The sequence below is a fragment of the Paenibacillus sp. PL91 genome, from assembly GCF_012935325.2.
GTDB lineage: Bacteria > Bacillota > Bacilli > Paenibacillales > Paenibacillaceae > Pristimantibacillus.
In genome coordinates this window covers 98963-119505 of the sequence record NZ_JABBYG020000010.1, presented here as the reverse complement: position 1 = coordinate 119505, position 20543 = coordinate 98963, and the positions used below count along the sequence as shown (strand labels likewise).

Genomic DNA, 20543 nt, shown 5'->3' with positions numbered 1-20543 from the left:
CTTCGTAAGCATTATCTTAGTATTGCGAAAGCAACTCTCTTCGTAAGCGCTAAAATATCTATTAATACACTTGCTCTTTGTAAAAAAAGCCATAGCTCAGCTCGCGATTCGGGTCCTGAACCTGTTTAATCGCATCCAACCATTCTTCTTGAAACACATATCCTGCCGGATCAGCCATATAAGCATCAATCGCCTGCCGATATGCTCGCACGACAATTTCATTGTACTCGGTTGACTTCATTAAGCCTTCTATTTTCAAGCTGCTCACTCCAGCCTCCAGCAGCTCATGCAGATTCTCAACCATGCAAATATCGTCAGAGCTCATAATGTGAGTCCCGTTAGCATCTTCATAGATCGGATACCGTTCATCCTGCCGTTCTGCTTCCATCACGTACAGACCGCGATCCTTATCCTTCACGGGCAGCCGATCCGCTTCCGACTGATGATCCATATAGCTGCCCACTAATGAGCGCTTCGAATGATAAATGTTCGTCATGCCATGCACCTGAACCTGTACTTCGAGCTCTGTGCTTGAAGCCGTCTCGATGACCTGCTCCATGTTCAGCTCCCGTGCCAGCACATACCTTGTAGCGCCTCTGCGGCCCCAATAATTTGCTGTAACATAGTTGGTTGAGGTCATCTCCGCATTCCAGTGCAAAGCCATTCCCGGAGCATGGATTCGTGCCGCCATTAGAACGGCGGGATCACCGAACACAATGGCATCAACCCCTGCTTCGGCAAGCGAGGATACATACGAATCTAAAGTATCCGCCGCTTCATTGTCGATCAGGTTATTAAGAGCCGCATAAATCCGAACGCCCTGCGGCTTCGCGATCTTTACCGCTTGAGCAAGCATTTCTGTATGGAACTCACCTGCCAAACGCATACCGTAACGTGCTTCGCCGATGACAAAAGCATCCGCACCTGCTGCAATGAGCCTCTCAAGCTCCTCTAATGATGCGGCGGTAGCTAACAATTCCGGCTTGTACGTCATGCTATAAACCTCCTCAAAAACTGTAACTTGCTGTCCTGCCTATATTGTCCTACCCAGCCGTTTGATTGCTCTTCTCGATGTTCCTCAAATGCTCCTTGTAGGTTTTTGCGAACAAATGAGTCTGGCTGCCGTCTTTTTTCGTCACATAAAAGAAATATTCGGTCTCCTCCGGGTATAACGCCGCCTGAATCGAATCAAGGCTTGGACTCGCGATAGGTCCCGGCGGCAGCCCTTCCACTTTGTACGTATTATAAGGGCTCTCTACGAGCAAATCCTTCTCATACAGCCTTTCCTTCGGCTTATCAAGTGAGTATTGTACGGTCGCGTCAATTTGGAGCTTCATGCCATCAGCGATACGATTATAGATGACGCCAGCAACAAGTGCTCTTTCCTCATCGACAACTACCTCGCGTTCTACTAGCGATGCAATTGTCAAAAGCTCATGGAATGACATTTTTTTCTCTTCCAGCACATCCATCCAACCTTCAGGAAGCTCGCCCAGCTTCCGGTCAAGCTCAGATACCATCCGCTTGATAATGTCCTCTTCCTTGCTTTCCTTCTTCATTTCATACGTCTCTGGGAAAAGATATCCTTCTAGACGCTTGTGCAGTTTTTCGGATTCTGGGATAGAGCGTACAGCCTCGGCATCTCCCCATGCTTTTTGCGAGGCGATGAGCCCCATAAACTTATCCTTATCAATCAGCTTCTCCGCCGCAAGCTTATCTGCAATTTGCAGCACGGTAAAGCCTTCAGGTATCGTGAAGCGAATCGTTTCAGCAGCTACCGTTTCACCGGCATTCAGCTTCGCGATGATCGCATCGTTGTCCATTCCCGGGCTAAGCTCATATACACCCGCTTGAAAGCGAGCTCCTTGGTCATTCAACTTCAAATAATATTTAAATATAAATGAGTTCTTGATGATTCCTTGATGTTCAAGCAAATCTGCAACCTCGTTCGCCGACGTTCCTTTCGGAATTTCCAGCTTCTGCACATCGCCAGCCTTCGTAGGTTGCAAGCTGTTCCATACGTAAAAAGCTGCGCTGCCGGCACCAATAATGATAATGCCAAGCAAGCTTAAAATAACCCATAACGTTATGCGGCTGCGCTTCGGACCGGATGATTGCTGGTCGCGATGCTGTGATGAGTTGTCCAACCTTGAACCCCCTCTTTATCATTATAAATTTTCCTTCATAGTGGTGCGCAGGCAAAAACGGCTGAGACCATATGCTGGCGGCTCAGCTTGCCTAACCATAAAAATGATGCATCACGCTGTTATTTTACAATTAACCCTAAACATGGAACAAAAGAGCGGTTATAAGCCGCTCTCTTGCTTCATGCCTATATGCTTCCTGCTACTTAAGGACGCTCGTCAGTCGCAAACAACAAATCGTCATAGGCTTCTGAAGCCGCTTCCCATTCTTCATCATCCTCGATGTTTTCCAGCTGCGGTTCACCGTCAACTTGGATAACGCGGAAAAGCTCTACATCTTCTTCGCCGCGCATCGGGTCCGATTGAAGGGCTGCATAAATTCGATCTCCAAGCTGAAATTCAGCTTTGATATCGTATACTTCTACGCTGCCGTCATCTGCTTCCAATTCTATTTCATTGCCAAAAGCAGTTCTCAAGCTATTGAGCTTCTTTGGCGCTTCCTGCTCTGTGCCAGACATTAGTTCTCTTCCTCCATCTCGCCAAGGAGAGTATTAAACGTTTCCTCGACCATGTTCCATTCTTCTTCATCTTCGATGGTATAAAGCTTCAGGTCATCGCCTTCTTCTTCATAACGGAAAGCGTATACTTCATCTTCCTCGTCATTTTCACCTGCAAGCGGCACAACCATCATATATTTCTGATCGGAACCATCAACCTCAAACTTCATGATGACTTCGAATTCCTCTTCATTGCCTTCTTCATCCGGAATATAAATAATTTCCGGCTCTTCGAATTCCAGATCTTCTTTTGTCATGTTTACCCTCACCTTTTCGCTTTAGAATCGAGATAATTTTGCAAAATGAGCGTTGCCGCCATTTTGTCTATTACAAGCTTTCGCTTCTTCCGGCTGACGTCCGCTTCAATAAGCGTTCGTTCGGCAGCTACCGTAGTCAGCCTTTCATCCCAAAGGTGAACAGGTATGTTTAGTTTCTGCTTAATCTGTTCTGCGAATTCCATACAAATTTCGCCACGTGGACCGATGGTACCGTTCATATTTTTGGGCAGACCGACAACGATCTCACTAACCTCATGCTCCTTAACCAGGTCGGCAATGCGGTCAAATTCGCTTCCATCGCGTCTGCGTTCTATGACTCCGGTCCCTTGAGCGGTCCAACGAAAGGCGTCGCTGACTGCAACTCCAATGTTGCGGTCACCGTAATCCAGTCCCATCAATCTCATGTCTTGTCCGGCTCCTGCCTAATTTGTTATTGTTTCTTATGGTTTAGATAAAACCGGACAAGCTCTTCAATTAATTCGTCTCGTTCCTTCTTGCGAATTAAACTTCTGGCGTTGTTATGCCGCGGAATATACGCGGGATCTCCGGACAGCAAGTACCCAACGATCTGGTTAATCGGATTATACTCTTTCTCTAGAAGCGCTTCATGCACCGATAGCAGAATGTCTTGAGAAGATTCAACCCCCTCCGCCTTCACGTTAAATTTCATTGTATTGTCCATGGAACTCATCGCCAGCACCTCGCTTTCCAAACCGCTTTCTTATCGGATATACATTTATATCATATCACATTTGATTGATTAAGAACTAGTTCTTCCGCAAGTTTCAATGCTTCATCGAGCTTAGATGTATCTTTTCCGCCCGCTTGCGCCATATCTGGGCGCCCGCCTCCGCTGCCGCCACAGTGCACAGCAGCTTCTTTTACGATTTTCCCAGCATGGAAACCTTTCTTAACGAGGTCCGCCGAAACGGCTGCCGCCAGATTCACCTTGTCATCCGCAATAGCCCCCAGAACGATTACGCTGGATGGAAGCTTCACCTTCAGCTCATCAACGATGCCGCGTAGCGCATCCATGGAAGGAGCACTTACTTTCGCGCACAGCACGGTAATGCCATCAACTGTTTTCGCAGATTGCTCGAGCGAGCCCGCTTCGATGCGGCTCAGCTTCGCTTGCAGCGACTCATTGTCTCGCGAGAGCTCCTTAACTTGCCCAAACAACGCTTCGATCCGTTTTGGCACATCGTTTGTGTTCGATTTCAAAAGTGAAGCCGATTGCTTAAGCAGCTCAAGCTGGCCTTCCAAATAGTTATACGCATGTTTTCCAGTAACGGCTTCAATTCTTCGCACGCCTGAACCGATTCCGCTCTCGCTAAGCAGCTTGAATAGTCCAATTTGCGAGGTATTGCCTACGTGACAGCCGCCGCAAAGCTCTAAGCTGTAGCTGCCAACCTGTACGACGCGTACAACATCGCCGTACTTCTCGCCAAACAATGCCATAGCGCCCATTTCTTTCGCTTCATTCAACGATTTCAAATCGATTGATACAGCTGTACCAAGCCATATCTGCTCGTTGACGCGGCGCTCGATTTCCACCAGCTCCTCGGCTGTAATGCTGCCAAAATGCGAGAAGTCGAAACGCAGCCGCTCTGCCTCTACCAAGGAACCTGCTTGATTGACGTGATCGCCAAGCACCTCTTTGAGCGCCTTATGAAGCAAATGCGTCGCGGTATGGTTTTTGATTACATCATCACGCACTGCGCTTGTAACGGTCGCTTTTGCGGTTTCGCCAGTACGTACGGTGCCTGACGTCACGATGGCATGATGTACGTTTTGGCCATGAGGCGCCTTCGTCACATCCTCGACCTGCAGCGTAAAGCCATTGCCTGTAATCGTTCCTTTATCTCCGATCTGTCCGCCGCTCTCCGCATAGAAAGGCGTGCGATCAAGAATGACGACTACTTTGCTGCCTTGGGATGCTGCATCCACAAGCAAATCGTCTTGTACGATTGCAAGGATTTGGGACTCAGTTACCAGTACATTATAGCCAACAAAATCGCTTTTAACCGTAAAATCGCCAAGCGGGCCGCCTTGCACCTTCATGCTGCCTGTATCTTGACGGGCTGCGCGAGCTCGCTCGCGCTGTGCTTCCATCGCTGCGTCGAAGCCGGCGCGGTCAACCGTCATCCCGTTCTCCGATGCAAAGTCTTCCGTCAAATCAAACGGGAAGCCGTACGTATCATATAAGCGGAACGCATCGTCGCCATTGATTTCTTTGTTGCCTGCTTTTGTAGCAGCAGCTACGAGCTCGGACAGCATAGCCAAACCGTCAGACAGTGTCTCATGGAAACGCTCTTCCTCCGTGCGGATAACGCGCTCGATGAATTCACGCTTAGCCACTACCTCTGGATAGTACACGCCCATTACCTCTCCAACGACAGAAGTAAGCTCATGCAGGAACGGACGGTCGATGCCGATCGTTTTTCCATAACGAACTGCACGGCGAAGCAATCGGCGAATAATATATCCGCGGCCTTCGTTAGACGGCATGACGCCATCGCCTACTGCGAACGCAACAGTACGAATATGGTCAGCGATGACCTTAAGCGCAACGTCATGCTCTTCGCTCACTTTATAGCTTACCTTTGCAATCTGGCAGGTACGGTCGATGATCGGGCGGAACAAATCCGTATCGAAATTTGAATCGACATCCTGCAAAATCGAAGCAAAACGCTCCAGCCCTGCGCCTGTATCAATGTTCTTGATTGGAAGCGGCGTATAGCTGCCGTCCTTGTTATGGTTGAATTGCGAGAATACGACGTTCCAAACCTCTAGGAAACGCTCATTTTCTCCGCCTGGCCAACACTCTGGATCAGATAGATCGCCGTACTTGTCGCCGCGGTCATAAAAGATTTCGGTACAAGGTCCGCAAGGGCCCTCGCCGATATCCCAAAAGTTTTCCTCCAGCTTGTAAATACGCTCTGCAGGGAGGCCGATTTTTGTATTCCAGAAAGCAAAAGCTTCCTCGTCCTCCGGGTACACGGTTACCGACAAGCGGTCCGGATCAAAGCCGATCCATTGCGGCTCGGTCAAAAACTCCCACGCCCACGTAATCGCTTCTTCTTTGAAATAGTCCCCGATTGAGAAGTTGCCCAGCATTTCAAAAAAGGTGTGGTGACGGCGGGTTTTACCTACGTTCTCAATATCATTCGTGCGGATACATTTTTGCGAATTCGTAATCCGCGGGTTTTCTGGTATGACGCGACCGTCGAAATAAGCTTTCAGCGGCGCCATCCCTGCATTGATCCACAGCAAGGACGGATCGTTATGCGGTACAAGCGATGCGCTTGGTTCGATTTTATGGCCTTTGCTTTCAAAAAAAGCAAGCCATTTTGCCCGGATTTCACTAGCTTTCATTAGTAAGAGCCCCCTTTAAATGATAAAACACAAAAAACGCCCCTGTCATAGACAGGGACGAATAGATTCGCGGTACCACCCTGGTTATTGCTCTGCCGCAAGCAGCATAAGCAATCGCCTTCATTAGACATTAACGGGTCCAACCGGTGAAGTTCATTCACACTCCGAAAAGAGCTTTCGGCCACTCTTCGTCATAAAAGCTCTCTCAACCATCGCCATAAGCTTCCTCTGGAAGCAATAGCGAAGAAGCTTTCTCTCTGGCTAACGGGCATTGGCTTACTTCATTTCGTCAACGCTTTATCCTCATATAATTGACACGATTATTTTAAAATTATAGCCACACGCTTTCCGCCTGTCAAATAATCTTTCTTCGCACATAATACGCGAACATATGCTGAATGATCACCTTGCAGGCTGCGAATATGGGAACGGCTAAAATCATCCCGACAATACCTGCAATTTCGCCTCCGACGAGCAAAGCAAAAATAATCGACAAGGGATGCATATGGAGCGTACGGCCGACAACCTGCGGTGAAATGACATTCCCTTCGAGTATTTGGCACAGCGTATTGATGATCGCCACAAGTATAACCAATTTGAGCGATACGGTTGAGGCCATCAGCAGCGCGGGAGCTGCTCCAAAGAATGGTCCCAAATACGGAATGACATTCGTTATGGCAACGATACTCGCAAGCAGCAAGGCATACGGCATCCCAATCAGCATATAACCAAGATACGCAAGGACGCCTACAATAACACAAACCAAAAACTGACCCCGAATGTAGCTGCCAAGAGCGGTATCGATATCCTTCAGCAGCCTGACTGTGTTTTTGCGGTGCGCCTTCGGCACGTATGTAATGACCGTTCGTTCAAATACGTCGAAGTCCTTTAATATATAGAAAGCGAGAAACGGAATGATGAACGCAATGAACAGCGCATTAACCATCGATCCGATATTGTTCACAAAATTAAACAAGCTCTCCGACAGCTTCTTCTCGATGTTAACGAGCGACTTGTTGATCCCGCTGCGAATGCTTTCGGGCAAAAATGAAGTATTGTTTATGTCCGTAACGATATTTTGGGCACGCATCGACAGCTCCGGGACATGACGGTTCAACTCCTGTACCTGCTCGATGAACATCGGTATCAAATTAACAAGCAGCACGGTAATGACCGCACAGAAGACAGCATAGATCAGCAATACAGCGATCGTTCTTGGCACCTTTCGATCATGCAGCATAGTAACGATCGGGTTCAGCACATAGGAAATAATCATCGCGATAATGAATGGCGCAAAGACGGCCTTCAAAAAAATGTACACGTTCACGATTAGCGGCTTTATAAGCAGCAAGAGATAAATGGCGATCAAGCCTAAAATCAGATATATAAGCCATACAAACAGACGGCTCTTTGTGAAACGCTCCACCGTCCTCACCCCCGTGCATTCTTATTCCGGCTCTCCATAGGCTGGACAAGCGGAACTAATTCAGTATATGTACATGGGGTGGAAATCATCCTTGAACAGCAAAAAAAAGACGGCCGAAGACCGTCTCTTTATATTTTTATTTATTTATGACAAAGCACATCAGTTGACGTGAATTTGCGGTATTTCCTCTTCAAAGAACAAGTCATCGAGCGAGCTTAACGTGCCATCCTCTTCGACTTGGTAAACCGACATTTTGTCGCCGTTAACCGTCAGTTCAATGAAGCATCCCCAGCAATAGAACTGGTGGGAACCAATCTTTCCGATATCTTTCGAATTACAATTCGGACATCTCATCATCTTTCATTTCTCCCTATCCTCTGAAATTGGAAGCTGCGACAGGCTCCAATTCCGCTTCACTGACAGCAGGAACAATAATCGCGTCTTCCCCGAGCAATACGCTATCCGGATCACTCGGCACCTTCAGCCATTTGCGCCCTTCCATCAGATCCGAAACAAAACCGTCCGTAAGCTCGTAGCCTACTATTTGTGTACCCTGATTTGGGTAAAAATAAACATCCGATACACGGCCAAGCTGCAAACCTTGAACAGTAACGACTGGCAAATCCTTTAATTTCACTAATCCTGTGTAAAATGAACGCAGCAATTGCTTCGACTTCATCCTCGTGATCGCAGCTTCACTTGAAATAATAACGGTGTCATCGCCACAGGATAATACGTGTGACCACTCCACTATTTTTACAGATGAAGCAAACCACTTGGCACAATCGAGGATTAGCCCCTTCAACTGCCAATGCTCATCGAACCAAGCATCCTTGACGGTGCCGACCAGCTTGCCGGAATGGATAACGATAACGGGAAGCCCAATAAGCTGTTGAAGTTTAATCACGCTTAGTCGGAGTCCTCCTAGTAGTTATTACGAATACGCCTCACGATTGTTCCAACTTTTAGTGCGGCATCTTCTAATTCCTCCAAAGTATTCCCCAAACCGAAGCTAAATCTTACAGCGGATTGAATTTGTTCCTGCGGCAAATCCATAGCCCGAAGAACATGCGATCGTTCAAGCGCGCCGGACGTACAAGCTGAACCGCTTGCTGCAGCGATACCCTCCATATCCAGATTCATCAGCATCGTTTCTGTATCGACACCGATAAAGCTGATATTGACGATATGCGGCAAATAATGATGCTCGCTGCCATTAATGATGATTGGTACTTCTACATGCGTTTGCAGCAGTTCTATCCATCTCTTACGAAGCTTGTCCATAAAAGGTTGCTTATTTTCCCGCTCGTTCACACAAATGTCAATTGCAGCCGCAAAACCAGCGATTCCAGCGATATTTTCAGTGCCCGCACGGCGTTTTCTCTCTTGAGATCCGCCATGCTGAATCGATTCGATCAGCGTCCCATTTGCGACGTAAAGCGCTCCGACCCCTTGCGGGCCATTGATCTTATGTGCAGAGAAGCTCATCAAATCGACAGGAAGCTCATGTAGACGGAATTTCATCGAGCTCAACGTTTGAACGGCATCAACATGAAAAATCGCGCCGCTCGCCTTCGCGATTTGCCCGATTTCTTCGATAGGCTGCAGGGTGCCCACCTCGTTATTTCCATGCATAATGCTGATGAGTCCCGTTTCGGGCGTAATTGCAGCTTGAACGAGCTCTGGCGATGTACGTCCATCCCGTTCTAAAGGCAGTACCGTTAGAGAGTAGCCTTCTTCTTTGGCAAGCCATTCGCATGTTTGAAGGACGGCGTGATGCTCGCCCGCTGATGTTATAATATGTGATCTGCCCCGCTTGCGCTGCGCTCTAGCAGCGCCGATCAAAGCAGCATTGTCGCTTTCGGTTCCACCGGAAGTAAACAATAGCTCCGCCGGCTTACAGCCTAAGGCTGCTGAAACGGAGTCGCGCGCACGGTTAAGCTGGTGCTTTGCGGCTCGTCCGAGAGCATGCATGCTGGATGAATTGCCTCCAGGTCCCTGCATAAGCTCAAGCATGGCGCTTGCGACGCTCGGATGCATAGGCGTTGTGGCGGCATGGTCAAAATAATGTATTTTCATAGGTCATCTTCCTTTAAATAGTGAACAAGTATGTGTTTTCATGTATTCGAGTATAGCACAACCGCTATTGACACGCATCAATGCCCGCGTACCATCACCCAAACTCTTTTTTACAAAAGCCTCTATTTAGCAAGATAATTACGATCGCTTAACTATGCCTTATGATGTGACTGGAGAAGAAGGGATGTAAGTAACGAAGCAAATGCATCCTCAGGGGGATGCGTTGAAGGGTCCATTTCAGTGGGCGAATGATAGTAAATAAAACGGAGTACTATAAATACATAGCTTTTGCGCAAGTGATATAGAAAGGGCGATAGGTCCGCCCTTTCTCCGCATCCTTTTAGATATAGAACATGTAGCTGTCAGGCTTGCCTTCATCTTCAAAGTTGATCAGATCAGCAAGCGTCGTCGAATCAAGCACCTCTGCAATGCTGTCGCGAATGCGCAGCCATAATTGGCGTTTAGCCGGATCATCCTCTTCGGTAAAGTCTACAGGCGAGATCGGCCCTTCAAGAATACGGATGATATCCCCTGAAGTAATCGTCTCTGGATCTTTGGATAAAATATAGCCGCCATATGCGCCTCGTATGCTTTTCACAAGTCCTGCATTACGCAAAGGTGCTACTAGCTGCTCCAAATAGTGCTCGGAAAGCTGATTTCTCTCTGCAATGCTCTTGAGCGAAGTCGGGCCTTCACCAAATTTAGCCGCTAGCTCCATCATAATGGTTAAGCCATAACGGCCTTTCGTCGATATTTTCAAAGTGGCACCTCTTTTATTTGTTTTATGGTCTGTTAGGAGTGTGTCTGATCAATATGCTCTTAAATCACTGTATTCCCAGTTCCCTTATATGTTAACATATCAAACGAGCATCGTGTGCAAAAAGGTTGTCATCTTCATGAAAAAGTTTTCAGCCTATGTTACAATAGAATATGTTTGATTCAAGCAAGGTGGTGTTTACGATGGAAAAACCAAAAGCTTCGACAAGAGTGGTCGTCGGCATGTCAGGCGGCGTCGATTCCTCCGTCACTGCGCTGCTGCTAAAGCAGCAAGGCTATGACGTTGTCGGCATCTTTATGAAAAACTGGGACGATACCGATGAATTCGGTCATTGCACGGCGGAAGAAGATTCGGAAGACGTTCGCCGCGTATGTGAACAAATCGGCATACCCTACTATACCGTTAATTTTGAACGGCAATATTTTGATAAAGTATTCACTTATTTCTTGGATGAATACAAGCGCGGCCGCACGCCAAACCCAGACGTCATGTGCAATCGTGAAATCAAGTTTGGCGACTTCCTGCAGCGTGCCATGGAGCTTGGCGCCGATTATTTGGCAACAGGCCATTATGCGCAAGTGGAACGTACGGAAGAAGGCGTTACGAAGCTGCTTCGCGGGGTGGATTCGAACAAGGATCAAACCTATTTCCTAAGCGCCCTTAATCAGAAGCAGCTGGCAAAAGCGATGTTCCCGATCGGTCATATACCAAAGCCCGAGGTACGGCGTATTGCCGAGGAGGCCGGTCTATATACCGCTAAGAAGAAAGACAGCACCGGCGTTTGCTTTATCGGGGAGCGCAATTTCAAGACGTTCCTCAGCGGCTATTTGCCAGCGCGAGCAGGCGACATGATCGATATCCAAAGCGGCGAGAAGAAGGGCCGTCACGATGGCCTTATGTATTACACGCTCGGACAGCGCCAAGGGCTCGGCATCGGCGGCTCAGGCAACGGCGAGCCGTGGTTCGTAGCCGACAAGGATCTGGAGAACAACATTCTGTACGTTGTACAGGGCGAGCAGCATCCAAGCCTCTACTCCGAGAGCCTGACGGCGAGCGGCATGAACTGGATTGTTCCGGTAACCGAAGCTGGAACGATCCGCTGCACAGCCAAATTCCGTTACCGCCAGCCCGATCAAGGCGTCAGCGTAACGTACAATTTGGATGGTACGGCACATATCGTATTCGATAAGCCTCAGAAGGCGATCACGCCTGGTCAAGCGGTCGTGCTCTATGACGGTCAGGTTTGTCTTGGCGGCGGTACGATTGAAACCGTTCAAAAGATTGACGCAGCTTCAGCACTAGCTAAGCAAGCATAACAAGTTTTTTCACAAAACAGAGCTGCTCAAACGCAACGTTACGATGCGTTTGGGCAGCCCTTTTTTTTCAAAACCTTTAACCGAAATGCTGATCGTGCTGCCCTCTCACTCGTTCACCGAGCTTTCGAATGGTAAGCCGTGAAATACGCAGATGATCCGTCTCTTCGATGATGAACTCGAATTGCTCCGCATACGTCACACGTTGGTTATTGACCGGTGGAATTTCAATCTTCGAATAGATCCAGCCGCCGATCGTGTCGTAATCATCCGTTTCGATTTCAAGGCCGAAGAAGCTGTTCACCTCCTCGATAAGCATGAGTCCGCTGACCGAGTAAGTGCCGTCTTCTTTTTTTTCAAGATGCTCGCGTTCCTCGTCAAATTCGTCTTGAATTTCGCCAACGATTTCCTCCATAATATCCTCTAATGTTACCAAGCCTGAGGTGCCGCCATACTCGTCGATCAATATCGCGATTTGAGACTTCCGCTTTTGCATCAGCTTCAGCAGCGTGCTAATTTGCATCGACTCGGGCACAGTCGTAATCGGCCTCGTAATTTGTCTTATATCATGCAGGCTATGCGTCGTATCCTTGAGCAGATCCTTGATATGAACGAAGCCAATAATATTATCCTTGTCATTCTCGCATACCGGGTACCGCGTCAGCATTTGCTCCAGTGCGAGCCTCTTGTTCTCTTCAAGCGAATGGCTCGTATTCAGGCAAACCATTTCCGTGCGGGGAATCATAATTTCGCGTGCATTCGTTTCGGTAAACTCGAAAATATTATCTACGAGCGTAAGCTCCGTATTGTCAATGAGCCCATTCTTGTGGCTTTCCTTCATCAAAATGCGAATTTCATCCTCGGTATGTGCAGCGTCCTTCTCGGTCGCCGGTTCGATGCCCATTCGCTTCAGAAGCTGATTGGCCATGCCGTTAAGCACCCAAATGAACGGATACATAATCTTGTAGAAATAGATGAGCGGAGTCGCCGTTAACAGCGTAACCCTTTCTGCTTTGCGGATAGCTACCGTCTTAGGCGCCAACTCCCCTAATACGATATGAAGCACCGTGATGAAGGAAAAAGCGAGGAAAAAGGAGAATGTATGAATAAATACCTCGTTGCGTATGCCGATATAGCCAAAAAAAGGCTCGATTAGTTTGGCCACGGCTGGCTCGCCAATCCACCCAAGCCCGAGCGAAGCAAATGTAATGCCAAGCTGACAAGCGGACAAATAAGCATCCAAATTGCCTGTCAAATGCGTGGCATGCTTGGCACGCGAATGCCCTTCGGAAGCGAGCGTATCAATTCGGCTCCCTCGCACCTTCACCATTGCAAACTCGGCCGCCACGAAAAAACCGTTCAAAAAAACCAAAAATAAAATAAGCGCCAGGGATAAACTAACCGGTAATGGGTCCATTCAACGATATCCTGTCCTTCGCACAAGGGGCAAATGCTATGCGATGACAGGTACACCTCCCTTTGGAACAAAGATACGGCGATCTTTGTGTAATGTAAGAGCTCTCCAAGTTGCCAAGCCGCCGCGTCAAACGGGAACACCGCAAGGGTAAGCCGTTCTCAAGACTGTAATTATATGTATTCGCCATAGGCTAGCCTTTATACGCGGATTTCCCGACTCAGCTCGTGTTATTTAAACATTCGGCGTAGCAGACTTCAACAAATGTTCATAAAGCCGCTACGAAATGCTCATTTAATGGCAAGCTAACGATTCGCCGTATCTGTTATAATGCAAACAGCTTGAGAAACAGATTAGATAATAAATATGTAGGAGGATTACAAATGAAACGGATTTTGCTTATATGCCTGGCAGCCCTATGGCTAGTTCCCGGCGTCGCTCTTGCCCATTCCAAACTAGAAACTGCGGTGCCTGCAAAGGATGCGACGGTCAACGTCTCGCCCGAGCTTATAGAGCTTACCTTCAACACCAAAATTGAGAAGCTAAGCAATTTTAAAATATTGAATGCCGCAGGCGAGGAAATGGAGAAAGATAAAGTCGAAGTCAGCGGAATGTCGATGAGCGGAGCTTTGCCAGCCGAGCTTCCAAATGGCATCTACACCGTAAAATGGACCATCATCGGAGCAGACGGCCACTCTGTGGAAGGCGATTATGCTTTTACGGTCGAAGCTCCAGTTGTGACGGAAGAGCCAACAGCTGAACCGGAAGCAACGGCCGAAGCACCGACTCCCTCTCCTGAGGCAAGTGCAGATGCTGACAATGCTGTGAATCCAAGCGAATCGACAACCGATAAGGAAGGTACAAACTACACGCCCGCTTTCATTATCGGAGCGATCATCGTAGTTGCTGCACTCGTCTTGTTCATGCGGAGGCGCAAATAATGATTTATATCAGCGAAGGCCTTCTTTACATTTGCTTCGCTATTCTGACAGGAACCCTGCTGCTGCGGCTAGTGCCGGAGGACAGAAGGCCCTCCATTCAGGTACCGAACGGCTTGCTTCTCGCATGCGCGATAGCGATTCCGATTTTGTCTTATGTTCCAATTCATAAGCTCGCTCTCGTTTTCGCCAAAGACTTTGATATGACATATGGCTCGATTCTCAAAAGCATTTTGCTCGATATCAATACCGGGAAGGCATGGGTTTGGACTGCGATCGGTTCTGTTGGACTTGCGTTTCTGCTGGGACTCAAGGCGTTCCGGGGCGACAAGCATATGCCTAAGGTTGCTTTGTTTGTCACGTTTTTGCTAATTGTATGGTTAGGGTATGCTGGCCACGCGTCTTCGCTTTATGGGTTTAGAGGATTAGTTACCCATTCCGCCCACTTCCTTGCCGTAAGCGTATGGATCGGCATCTTATTCGTCATAAGCTGGTTTTCCACGGATAATGCGAATTGGCATGCGTTTCTGCGCTGGTTTTCTCCGGTTGCAATAATCAGTGTACTGGTAACGCTTCTAGCGGGCATCGTGCTCATGTCATTCACGACTCCCGAGTATGTGAACGCCTGGATGCTGCCCTACGGGCAAATGCTTCTTATCAAGCATTTATTGATCGTGCCGTTACTGCTCTTTGCTTACACGAACGGCTTCGGATACAAAAAAATAGCTAACCGCGAAGATGGCTTCAACCCAAGAAGATGGCTAAAAGCGGAAAGCATCATCGCACTGCTCGTACTCGCGGCAACGGGTGTCCTAGGACAGCAAACGCCGCCGCACAAGGTGAAAGAGACGCTGCAAACCGTCTCCCCGTCACCGTTATTCACATCGATCTACAAAGGCAGCTTCAGCCCGGACATTGCTTTGAAGTTTACGCTGCATTTTGAGAGCATTCTCATGCTTGCAGCAGCTTTGGTGATGGCTGGCGGTTTGGTCTGGATGTATCGCTCGAATAAGCTTATCCCTGCTTTCTTGATGGGTATTTTGACTGCCGTATTCGGCTATTTCGGACTTATGTTCTCGATTGCTTAAATCGCATATGGCATGTAAAAAGGGACAATTCCTAAATATTAGGAATGTCCCTTTTTTGTAGCTGGATTTTGCTGAACCATGCTCAATTAGCTCATACACATGAATATAGCATTAACAGGAAATGTTCCCGTTAAATAGCTGGAAAATTAGCTCAAATCGTGTTTATCAGGATTTTCTCATGTAAATCCGTGCGTATGCAATAAAAGGAGTGCTTTCTTCGAATGTAGTGGGCGTGTTTCCAGTTATTTCTGCCTAAAGCCCATTATGCATTAAATTTAGATGGAGTATTTCCCGTTATTTTTTAATCTATATGGCTCATACACGAATAAGACTTCCCATTGATTGTCAAATAAAAGCCTTAACCCGGTCATTTGCCTTTGCGCTTTTGCTGGTTTTGCTTGATTTTATCTTCCATCCCTTGCTCCGTTGCCTTGTAAAAGGTCATTCCGCCCAGCCTTTCAGGCAAATACTGCTGAGCTACATAATGGTTCGGATAGTCATGCGGATATTTGTAGCCCTCATGCCCTAGCTGCTGCGCTCCCTTATAATGCGTATCCCGCAAATGAAGCGGCACCTCTGCGCCTCCTGCCCGCTCAATAGCCGCCTCCGCATTGCCGATCGCAATTGCCGTTGCGTTTGATTTAGGGCTCTCTACCGCAAATAGAATCGCCTGCGAGATGTTGTACTTCGCTTCTGGCCAGCCAATCTTATGATAAGCATCCATTGCGGTAACCGCTTGAATCATCGCCTGCGGATTAGCGAGCCCAATATCCTCGCTGCAAGCGACGATCAGCCTGCGGATAAAGGTCATCGGGTCCATGCCCAGCTTCTCTACCGCGTACAGAAACCAGAACAGCGCCGCATCGCTTGAGCCGCGCACGCTCTTGTGGAAGGCTGAAAGCACATCATATTGCGTCGACAGGTCGGCGCGTATCGACGGCTTGCGGATCGATTCCTGCGCTACCTCAAGCGTCAAGTGAACCGAGCCATCCTGCTCCGATGGCGTCGTGACCGCAGCCAGCTCAAGCGCGTTGAGCGCGCGGCGAATATCTCCGCCTGCCATAGCGGCAATATGATGGAGAGCGTCTTCATCCGCTCGCAGATCCATAAAGCCGAGTCCCCGCTCCCGATCGGAAAGCGCTCTTCGCATCGCTTCATAGGCATGCGCCTCAACTAGCGGCTCCAATTGAAATAAGGTCGATCGGGAAAGCAAGGCGCCATTTACATGATGAAACGGATTTTCCGTTGTCGCCCCAATAAAGATAATAGTGCCCTGCTCGACTGCAGGCAGCAAAGCATCCTGCCTTGCGGTATTGAAGCGATGCACCTCATCCAAAAAAAGAATCGTCTTCTTGCCGTACATCGCTTTATTCGTGCGTGCCTGATCAATGACCTCGCGGACATCTTTGACCGAAGCGTCTACGGCATTCAGCTTCACGAACTCCCCTGCCGTCCGCAGTGATATAATATGAGCCAGTGTCGTTTTGCCGCAGCCGGGAGGGCCATATAACAAAATAGACGACACCTGGTCGCCTTCAATGGCTCTGCGCAGCAGCTTGCCTGCCCCTACGATATGCTCTTGTCCAATATATTCGTCCAGCGTCTGAGGCCGCATGCGATCTGCTAGCAGCCTTGCACGCGGCCTTTCAGCCTCCTGCTGATAAGAAAATAAATCCATTTTCGCTTCCCAACCTTCTGCCATCTGTTACATCGATCATAGCATACAAGCACATTTGTTCGCCAGATACGTGCTTTGGAGCTGCTTCATAGAATGCGCAAAACAGCCGTACCGCAGAAAAAGCGATTAAGCTTTTACTGCAGCACGGCTGCATATGTTCCTTATTTGTCGAATGGAGATTTAAGGCCTCTCGCTAGCTTATCGACTGTCGCAGCTACCCGATTCGCACGCGTTTCCTCGCGCTTCGCATCGGTGATCCACTTCACAAAGTCTCGCCTCTTCGCTGCCGTCAAACCGCCAGTGAAAAATTGCTCCGCCGCTTTCGTTGCTTGCAAAGCAGCGGCAAGATCCTCCGGCACAGGCAGCTCTTCACCTTGGGAGGCGGTCGTGCGCTGACCAGCCGCAGCAGCCAAGGCTGCGGAGGATGTCCGGCGGCTTGTACCGCTCTTCGCAGCTCCAGCCGGACGGTAACGCATCGAGGACCAAGTATCGTCCATCGATATCATGGCGACACCTTCCACATTTAGCGTGAGCATCAGCTTCCAGCCTGTATCGCGATTAATGTCCGTCTTTATTTTGGACGTGCCCTTCGGATACGTAATCCATAACAATTCATCCGGCTTAACCGCCCGGATCGCTTCAGGCGCATGCTCTGCAAGCTCGGCCAAACTTACGACGAACAGAAGGACAAAATCATACTGGATATCCGACTCGGCAACCGCAGCATCTGCATTCAATCCTAGCTCGGCCAAGTAATGATCGGAAGGCGACTTAAGCACAAGGGCCTTCATCTCCGGCGTTAATCTCAGTTTTTTGGCAAGCGCTTCATTCATAGCTCAATGCCGCCTGCAATAAGCAAATCATTTACGACGACGCTGACCATGATTAGGCCCGCAACCGGCGGAACGAAAGCATTGCTAGCCGGAGGCTGCTTTGCCTTACGAATCTCTGGTGCATTCTCAGGAACGATCTTCTTCGTGACATCCTCACGCGGCTTCATCGGAGTCTCGGTCGAGAATACGACCTTGACCCCACGCTTGATGCCTTCCTTGCGAAGCTTTGTGCGTATCACACGCGCCAACGGGTCGGTGTGCGTCTTCGATATGTCGACAACCTGAAACTTTGTCGGGTCCATTTTATTCGCTGCGCCCATGCTCGAAATGATTGGAATTTTGCGCTCCAAGCATTGTTTGATCAAATGAATCTTATACGAAATCGTATCGGATGCATCAACGACATAGTCGAGCGGATATTCAAAAAACTGTTCAAACGTTTCCTCTGTATAGAACATCCGCAAGGCTACGACATCGCATTCGGGATTAATAAGCTTAATCCGGTCGCGCATAAGCTCTGCTTTTGGCTGACCAACGGTAGTCGTGAGCGCATGAATCTGACGATTGACGTTCGTAATATCGACAACGTCTTTATCTACGAGAATAATGCGGCCTACACCAGTACGGGCAAGCGCCTCAGCAGCTATGCCGCCAACGCCGCCGATGCCGAGCACGGCAACCGTGCTCCCCTTCATAAGCGCAAGCCCTTCCGGCCCAATAGCCAGCTCTGTACGTGAAAATTGGTGAAGCATCAGGCTGCCGCCTCCTTAGCAAAAATCGCTTATTTTTCGTTTGTATCCGTTGCTGGAGCTGCTGCAGCTGCTGCGGCAACTGGCTGCTTCGGTTTAAGCACCGTGCGGATATGAAGCTGCTCAAGCTGCGAAAGCTCGACCTCGGACGGCGCATCGCAAAGCAAATCGGTCGCACTTGCCGTTTTCGGGAATGCAATCGTTTCACGCAGGTTCGTACGGCCGGTAAGAAGCATTACCAGACGGTCAAAGCCGAAAGCAATACCGCCATGTGGAGGCGTTCCGTATTCGAATGCATCAAGCAGGAAGCCGAATTTCTCTTGCGCTTCATCCTTGTCGAAGCCAAGCGCTTTGAACATTTGCTCCTGCACTTCACGTTTGTAGATACGCATGGAGCCGCCGCCTACCTCGTAGCCGTTCAGTACAAGATCGTACGCTTGTGCGCGAATTTGTCCCGGGTCTGTATCGAAGAAATGCAGATCGTCTTCATTCGGACGCGTGAACGGGTGATGTTCGGCAACATAACGCTTCGCATCCTCATCCCAGCCTAGAAGTGGGAAATCTACCACCCATGCAAATTTAAATTTCGATTCGTCGATTAGGCCAAGATCTTTGCCCAGCTTCGAGCGAAGGTTGCCAAGAACGTCTGCAACTACTTTTTTCTTGTCCGCAGAGAAAGTCAGCAAATCGCCGTCTTCTACTTGCAGGCGCTCTGTAAGAGCCGCAATTTCTTCCGGTTTAAGGAATTTAACGATCGGGCCGCGCCATTCTCCGTCCTTCACCGTAATCCATGCAAGGCCTTTGCCGCCGTAACGGGCAGCGAATGGCTGCAGGTCGTCTAGCTCCTTGCGGCTCCAGCTCGCACAGCCTTTAGCGTTCAGCGCTTTTACAACGCCGCCGCCAGCTGCTATGCTCGCGAATACTTTTACATCGCTGCTTGATACGATATCTGTAATATCTTCAATTTCTAGGCCGAAACGCAGATCCGGTTTGTCGGAGCCGTACTTGTTCATGGCATCCGCATAAGTAATGCGTTGGAATGGAAGCTCAAGCTCTACGCCAACTGTTTCTTTCAGAAGCTTAGCTGTCAGCTCTTCCATCAAGGCAAGCAATTGATCCTGCGACAGGAAGGAAGTCTCGATGTCGACTTGCGTGAATTCCGGTTGACGGTCTGCACGAAGATCCTCATCGCGGAAGCAGCGTGCGATTTGATAGTAACGCTCGATACCGCCAACCATCAAGAGCTGCTTGAAAATTTGCGGCGATTGCGGCAAGGCAAAAAATTCGCCTTCGTGTACGCGGCTCGGCACCAGGTAATCACGTGCGCCTTCCGGCGTGCTTTTTGTAAGAATCGGAGTTTCCACGTCGATGAAGCCTTCTCCGTCTAGGAAGTCGCGGAATACTTTAGCTGCTTTCGAGCGCAGGAACAGTGTTTTTTGCATTTCCGGACGACGCAGGTCCAGGTAACGATATTTCAAACGAAGCGACTCATCTACTTCTACGCCGTCTTCAATTGGGAACGGAGGCGTTTTTGCAGCGTTCATGACTTCGATTTTTGTAACGCGTACTTCAATTTCGCCAGTTGCAAGGTTTGCGTTGTACGTTTCGGCATCGCGCTCCACGACTGTACCTTGAATCGCAAGAACGAATTCGTTGCGGGCACGGTCAGCGATCGCCAGCGCATCGCCGGAGAAATCCGGGTTGAAAACCGTTTGAACGATGCCCGAACGGTCGCGCAAATCGATAAATAGTACGCCGCCAAGGTCGCGACGACGCTGTACCCAGCCGTTTAGAATGACAGTTTGACCAACGTCAGCTTTCGTTAAGCGGCCGCAGTGATGTGTTTTTAACAACATAATAATCATGCTCCTCGTTTAGTTAGATTGTTATATG

At 48.9% G+C, this 20543-nt stretch carries 20 protein-coding genes; 3 read left to right on the top strand and 17 right to left on the bottom strand.

Annotation, left to right across the window (positions count from 1 at the left end; genetic code table 11):
* Positions 1 to 61: 61 nt before the first annotated feature.
* From HI950_RS22070 to cymR, 12 genes are all read right to left on the bottom strand, one after another.
* A complete protein-coding gene (locus HI950_RS22070; RefSeq protein WP_169082697.1) occupies positions 62 to 994 on the bottom strand; it encodes a peptidase U32 family protein in 933 nt (310 codons plus the stop codon).
* Between the two features lie 49 nt (positions 995 to 1043).
* Positions 1044 to 2147 carry an endolytic transglycosylase MltG gene (mltG, locus tag HI950_RS22065; protein WP_169082698.1) on the bottom strand — a complete coding sequence of 368 codons (1104 nt, stop codon included), beginning with the start codon at positions 2145 to 2147 and terminating at the stop codon, positions 1044 to 1046.
* A gap of 203 nt (positions 2148 to 2350) precedes the next feature.
* Positions 2351 to 2662, bottom strand: coding sequence for a DUF1292 domain-containing protein (locus HI950_RS22060; protein ID WP_169082699.1), 312 nt, complete (start codon positions 2660 to 2662; stop codon positions 2351 to 2353).
* Positions 2662 to 2958, bottom strand: coding sequence for a DUF1292 domain-containing protein (locus HI950_RS22055; protein WP_169082700.1), 297 nt, complete (start codon positions 2956 to 2958; stop codon positions 2662 to 2664). Before HI950_RS22055 ends, HI950_RS22060 begins: the two co-directional genes overlap by 1 nt.
* Positions 2959 to 2966: 8 nt before the next feature.
* Positions 2967 to 3383, bottom strand: coding sequence for a Holliday junction resolvase RuvX (gene ruvX, locus HI950_RS22050; RefSeq protein ID WP_139990931.1), 417 nt, complete (start codon positions 3381 to 3383; stop codon positions 2967 to 2969).
* 26 nt (positions 3384 to 3409) lie between these two features.
* Positions 3410 to 3670 carry an IreB family regulatory phosphoprotein gene (locus HI950_RS22045; RefSeq protein WP_053377682.1) on the bottom strand — a complete coding sequence of 87 codons (261 nt, stop codon included), beginning with the start codon at positions 3668 to 3670 and terminating at the stop codon, positions 3410 to 3412.
* Positions 3671 to 3720: 50 nt separating this feature from the next.
* Positions 3721 to 6354, bottom strand: a complete 2634-nt coding sequence (gene alaS / locus HI950_RS22040) for an alanine--tRNA ligase (protein WP_169082701.1) — start codon at positions 6352 to 6354, stop codon at positions 3721 to 3723.
* Positions 6355 to 6709: 355 nt separating this feature from the next.
* Positions 6710 to 7780: an AI-2E family transporter gene (locus HI950_RS22035; RefSeq protein WP_169082702.1), complete on the bottom strand. Its 1071-nt coding sequence runs from the start codon at positions 7778 to 7780 to the stop codon at positions 6710 to 6712.
* A gap of 159 nt (positions 7781 to 7939) precedes the next feature.
* Complete coding sequence (locus tag HI950_RS22030; RefSeq protein WP_053374838.1) at positions 7940 to 8137, bottom strand: hypothetical protein; 198 nt, start codon at positions 8135 to 8137, stop codon at positions 7940 to 7942.
* Positions 8138 to 8150: 13 nt separating this feature from the next.
* Complete coding sequence (locus HI950_RS22025) at positions 8151 to 8687, bottom strand: PRC-barrel domain-containing protein (protein WP_169082703.1); 537 nt, start codon at positions 8685 to 8687, stop codon at positions 8151 to 8153.
* Between the two features lie 17 nt (positions 8688 to 8704).
* Entirely contained in the window at positions 8705 to 9859 is a 1155-nt protein-coding gene (locus HI950_RS22020) for a cysteine desulfurase family protein (RefSeq protein WP_169082704.1), read from the bottom strand.
* Positions 9860 to 10199: 340 nt separating this feature from the next.
* Complete coding sequence (gene cymR / locus HI950_RS22015) at positions 10200 to 10619, bottom strand: cysteine metabolism transcriptional regulator CymR (protein ID WP_053374835.1); 420 nt, start codon at positions 10617 to 10619, stop codon at positions 10200 to 10202.
* 200 nt (positions 10620 to 10819) lie between these two features.
* On the opposite strand from cymR, the gene mnmA reads away from it, so the two are divergent.
* On the top strand, positions 10820 to 11953 hold the full coding sequence (mnmA, locus tag HI950_RS22010; RefSeq protein ID WP_169082705.1) for a tRNA 2-thiouridine(34) synthase MnmA: 1134 nt from the start codon (positions 10820 to 10822) through the stop codon (positions 11951 to 11953).
* A gap of 76 nt (positions 11954 to 12029) precedes the next feature.
* On the opposite strand, the gene HI950_RS22005 is transcribed toward mnmA, so the two are convergent.
* Complete coding sequence (locus HI950_RS22005) at positions 12030 to 13367, bottom strand: hemolysin family protein (RefSeq protein ID WP_169082706.1); 1338 nt, start codon at positions 13365 to 13367, stop codon at positions 12030 to 12032.
* Positions 13368 to 13747: 380 nt separating this feature from the next.
* On the opposite strand from HI950_RS22005, the gene HI950_RS22000 reads away from it, so the two are divergent.
* Positions 13748 to 14305 carry a copper resistance CopC family protein gene (locus HI950_RS22000; protein WP_169082707.1) on the top strand — a complete coding sequence of 186 codons (558 nt, stop codon included), beginning with the start codon at positions 13748 to 13750 and terminating at the stop codon, positions 14303 to 14305.
* Positions 14305 to 15390, top strand: coding sequence for a copper resistance D family protein (locus HI950_RS21995; RefSeq protein WP_169082708.1), 1086 nt, complete (start codon positions 14305 to 14307; stop codon positions 15388 to 15390). Before HI950_RS22000 ends, HI950_RS21995 begins: the two co-directional genes overlap by 1 nt.
* Positions 15391 to 15757: 367 nt before the next feature.
* Here the strand turns inward: HI950_RS21995 and HI950_RS21990 are convergent, their stop codons facing one another.
* The 4 genes from HI950_RS21990 to aspS form a co-directional block, all read right to left on the bottom strand.
* Entirely contained in the window at positions 15758 to 17068 is a 1311-nt protein-coding gene (locus tag HI950_RS21990; protein ID WP_169082845.1) for a replication-associated recombination protein A, read from the bottom strand.
* 161 nt (positions 17069 to 17229) lie between these two features.
* A complete protein-coding gene (locus HI950_RS21985) occupies positions 17230 to 17901 on the bottom strand; it encodes a YdeI/OmpD-associated family protein (RefSeq protein WP_169082709.1) in 672 nt (223 codons plus the stop codon).
* Positions 17898 to 18653: a tRNA threonylcarbamoyladenosine dehydratase gene (locus HI950_RS21980; RefSeq protein ID WP_169082710.1), complete on the bottom strand. Its 756-nt coding sequence runs from the start codon at positions 18651 to 18653 to the stop codon at positions 17898 to 17900. Before HI950_RS21980 ends, HI950_RS21985 begins: the two co-directional genes overlap by 4 nt.
* 29 nt (positions 18654 to 18682) lie before the next feature.
* Entirely contained in the window at positions 18683 to 20506 is a 1824-nt protein-coding gene (gene aspS, locus HI950_RS21975; protein WP_169082711.1) for an aspartate--tRNA ligase, read from the bottom strand.
* Between the last annotated feature and the right edge of the window lie 37 nt (positions 20507 to 20543).

Bases quoted from the DNA above. Each gene is read 5' to 3' on its own strand.
- HI950_RS22070 (WP_169082697.1), bottom strand. From the start codon at position 994: ATGACGTACAAGCCGGAATTGTTAGCTACCGCCGCATCATTAGAGGAG.
- HI950_RS22060 (WP_169082699.1), bottom strand. From the start codon at position 2,662: ATGTCTGGCACAGAGCAGGAAGCGCCAAAGAAGCTCAATAGCTTGAGA.
- HI950_RS22055 (WP_169082700.1), bottom strand. From the start codon at position 2,958: ATGACAAAAGAAGATCTGGAATTCGAAGAGCCGGAAATTATTTATATT.
- ruvX (WP_139990931.1), bottom strand. From the start codon at position 3,383: ATGAGATTGATGGGACTGGATTACGGTGACCGCAACATTGGAGTTGCA.
- HI950_RS22045 (WP_053377682.1), bottom strand. From the start codon at position 3,670: ATGAGTTCCATGGACAATACAATGAAATTTAACGTGAAGGCGGAGGGG.
- alaS (WP_169082701.1), bottom strand. From the start codon at position 6,354: ATGAAAGCTAGTGAAATCCGGGCAAAATGGCTTGCTTTTTTTGAAAGC.
- HI950_RS22030 (WP_053374838.1), bottom strand. From the start codon at position 8,137: ATGATGAGATGTCCGAATTGTAATTCGAAAGATATCGGAAAGATTGGT.
- HI950_RS22020 (WP_169082704.1), bottom strand. From the start codon at position 9,859: ATGAAAATACATTATTTTGACCATGCCGCCACAACGCCTATGCATCCG.
- mnmA (WP_169082705.1), top strand. From the start codon at position 10,820: ATGGAAAAACCAAAAGCTTCGACAAGAGTGGTCGTCGGCATGTCAGGC.
- HI950_RS22005 (WP_169082706.1), bottom strand. From the start codon at position 13,367: ATGGACCCATTACCGGTTAGTTTATCCCTGGCGCTTATTTTATTTTTG.
- HI950_RS22000 (WP_169082707.1), top strand. From the start codon at position 13,748: ATGAAACGGATTTTGCTTATATGCCTGGCAGCCCTATGGCTAGTTCCC.
- HI950_RS21995 (WP_169082708.1), top strand. From the start codon at position 14,305: ATGATTTATATCAGCGAAGGCCTTCTTTACATTTGCTTCGCTATTCTG.
- HI950_RS21990 (WP_169082845.1), bottom strand. From the start codon at position 17,068: ATGGATTTATTTTCTTATCAGCAGGAGGCTGAAAGGCCGCGTGCAAGG.
- HI950_RS21985 (WP_169082709.1), bottom strand. From the start codon at position 17,901: ATGAATGAAGCGCTTGCCAAAAAACTGAGATTAACGCCGGAGATGAAG.
- HI950_RS21980 (WP_169082710.1), bottom strand. From the start codon at position 18,653: ATGCTTCACCAATTTTCACGTACAGAGCTGGCTATTGGGCCGGAAGGG.
- aspS (WP_169082711.1), bottom strand. From the start codon at position 20,506: ATGTTGTTAAAAACACATCACTGCGGCCGCTTAACGAAAGCTGACGTT.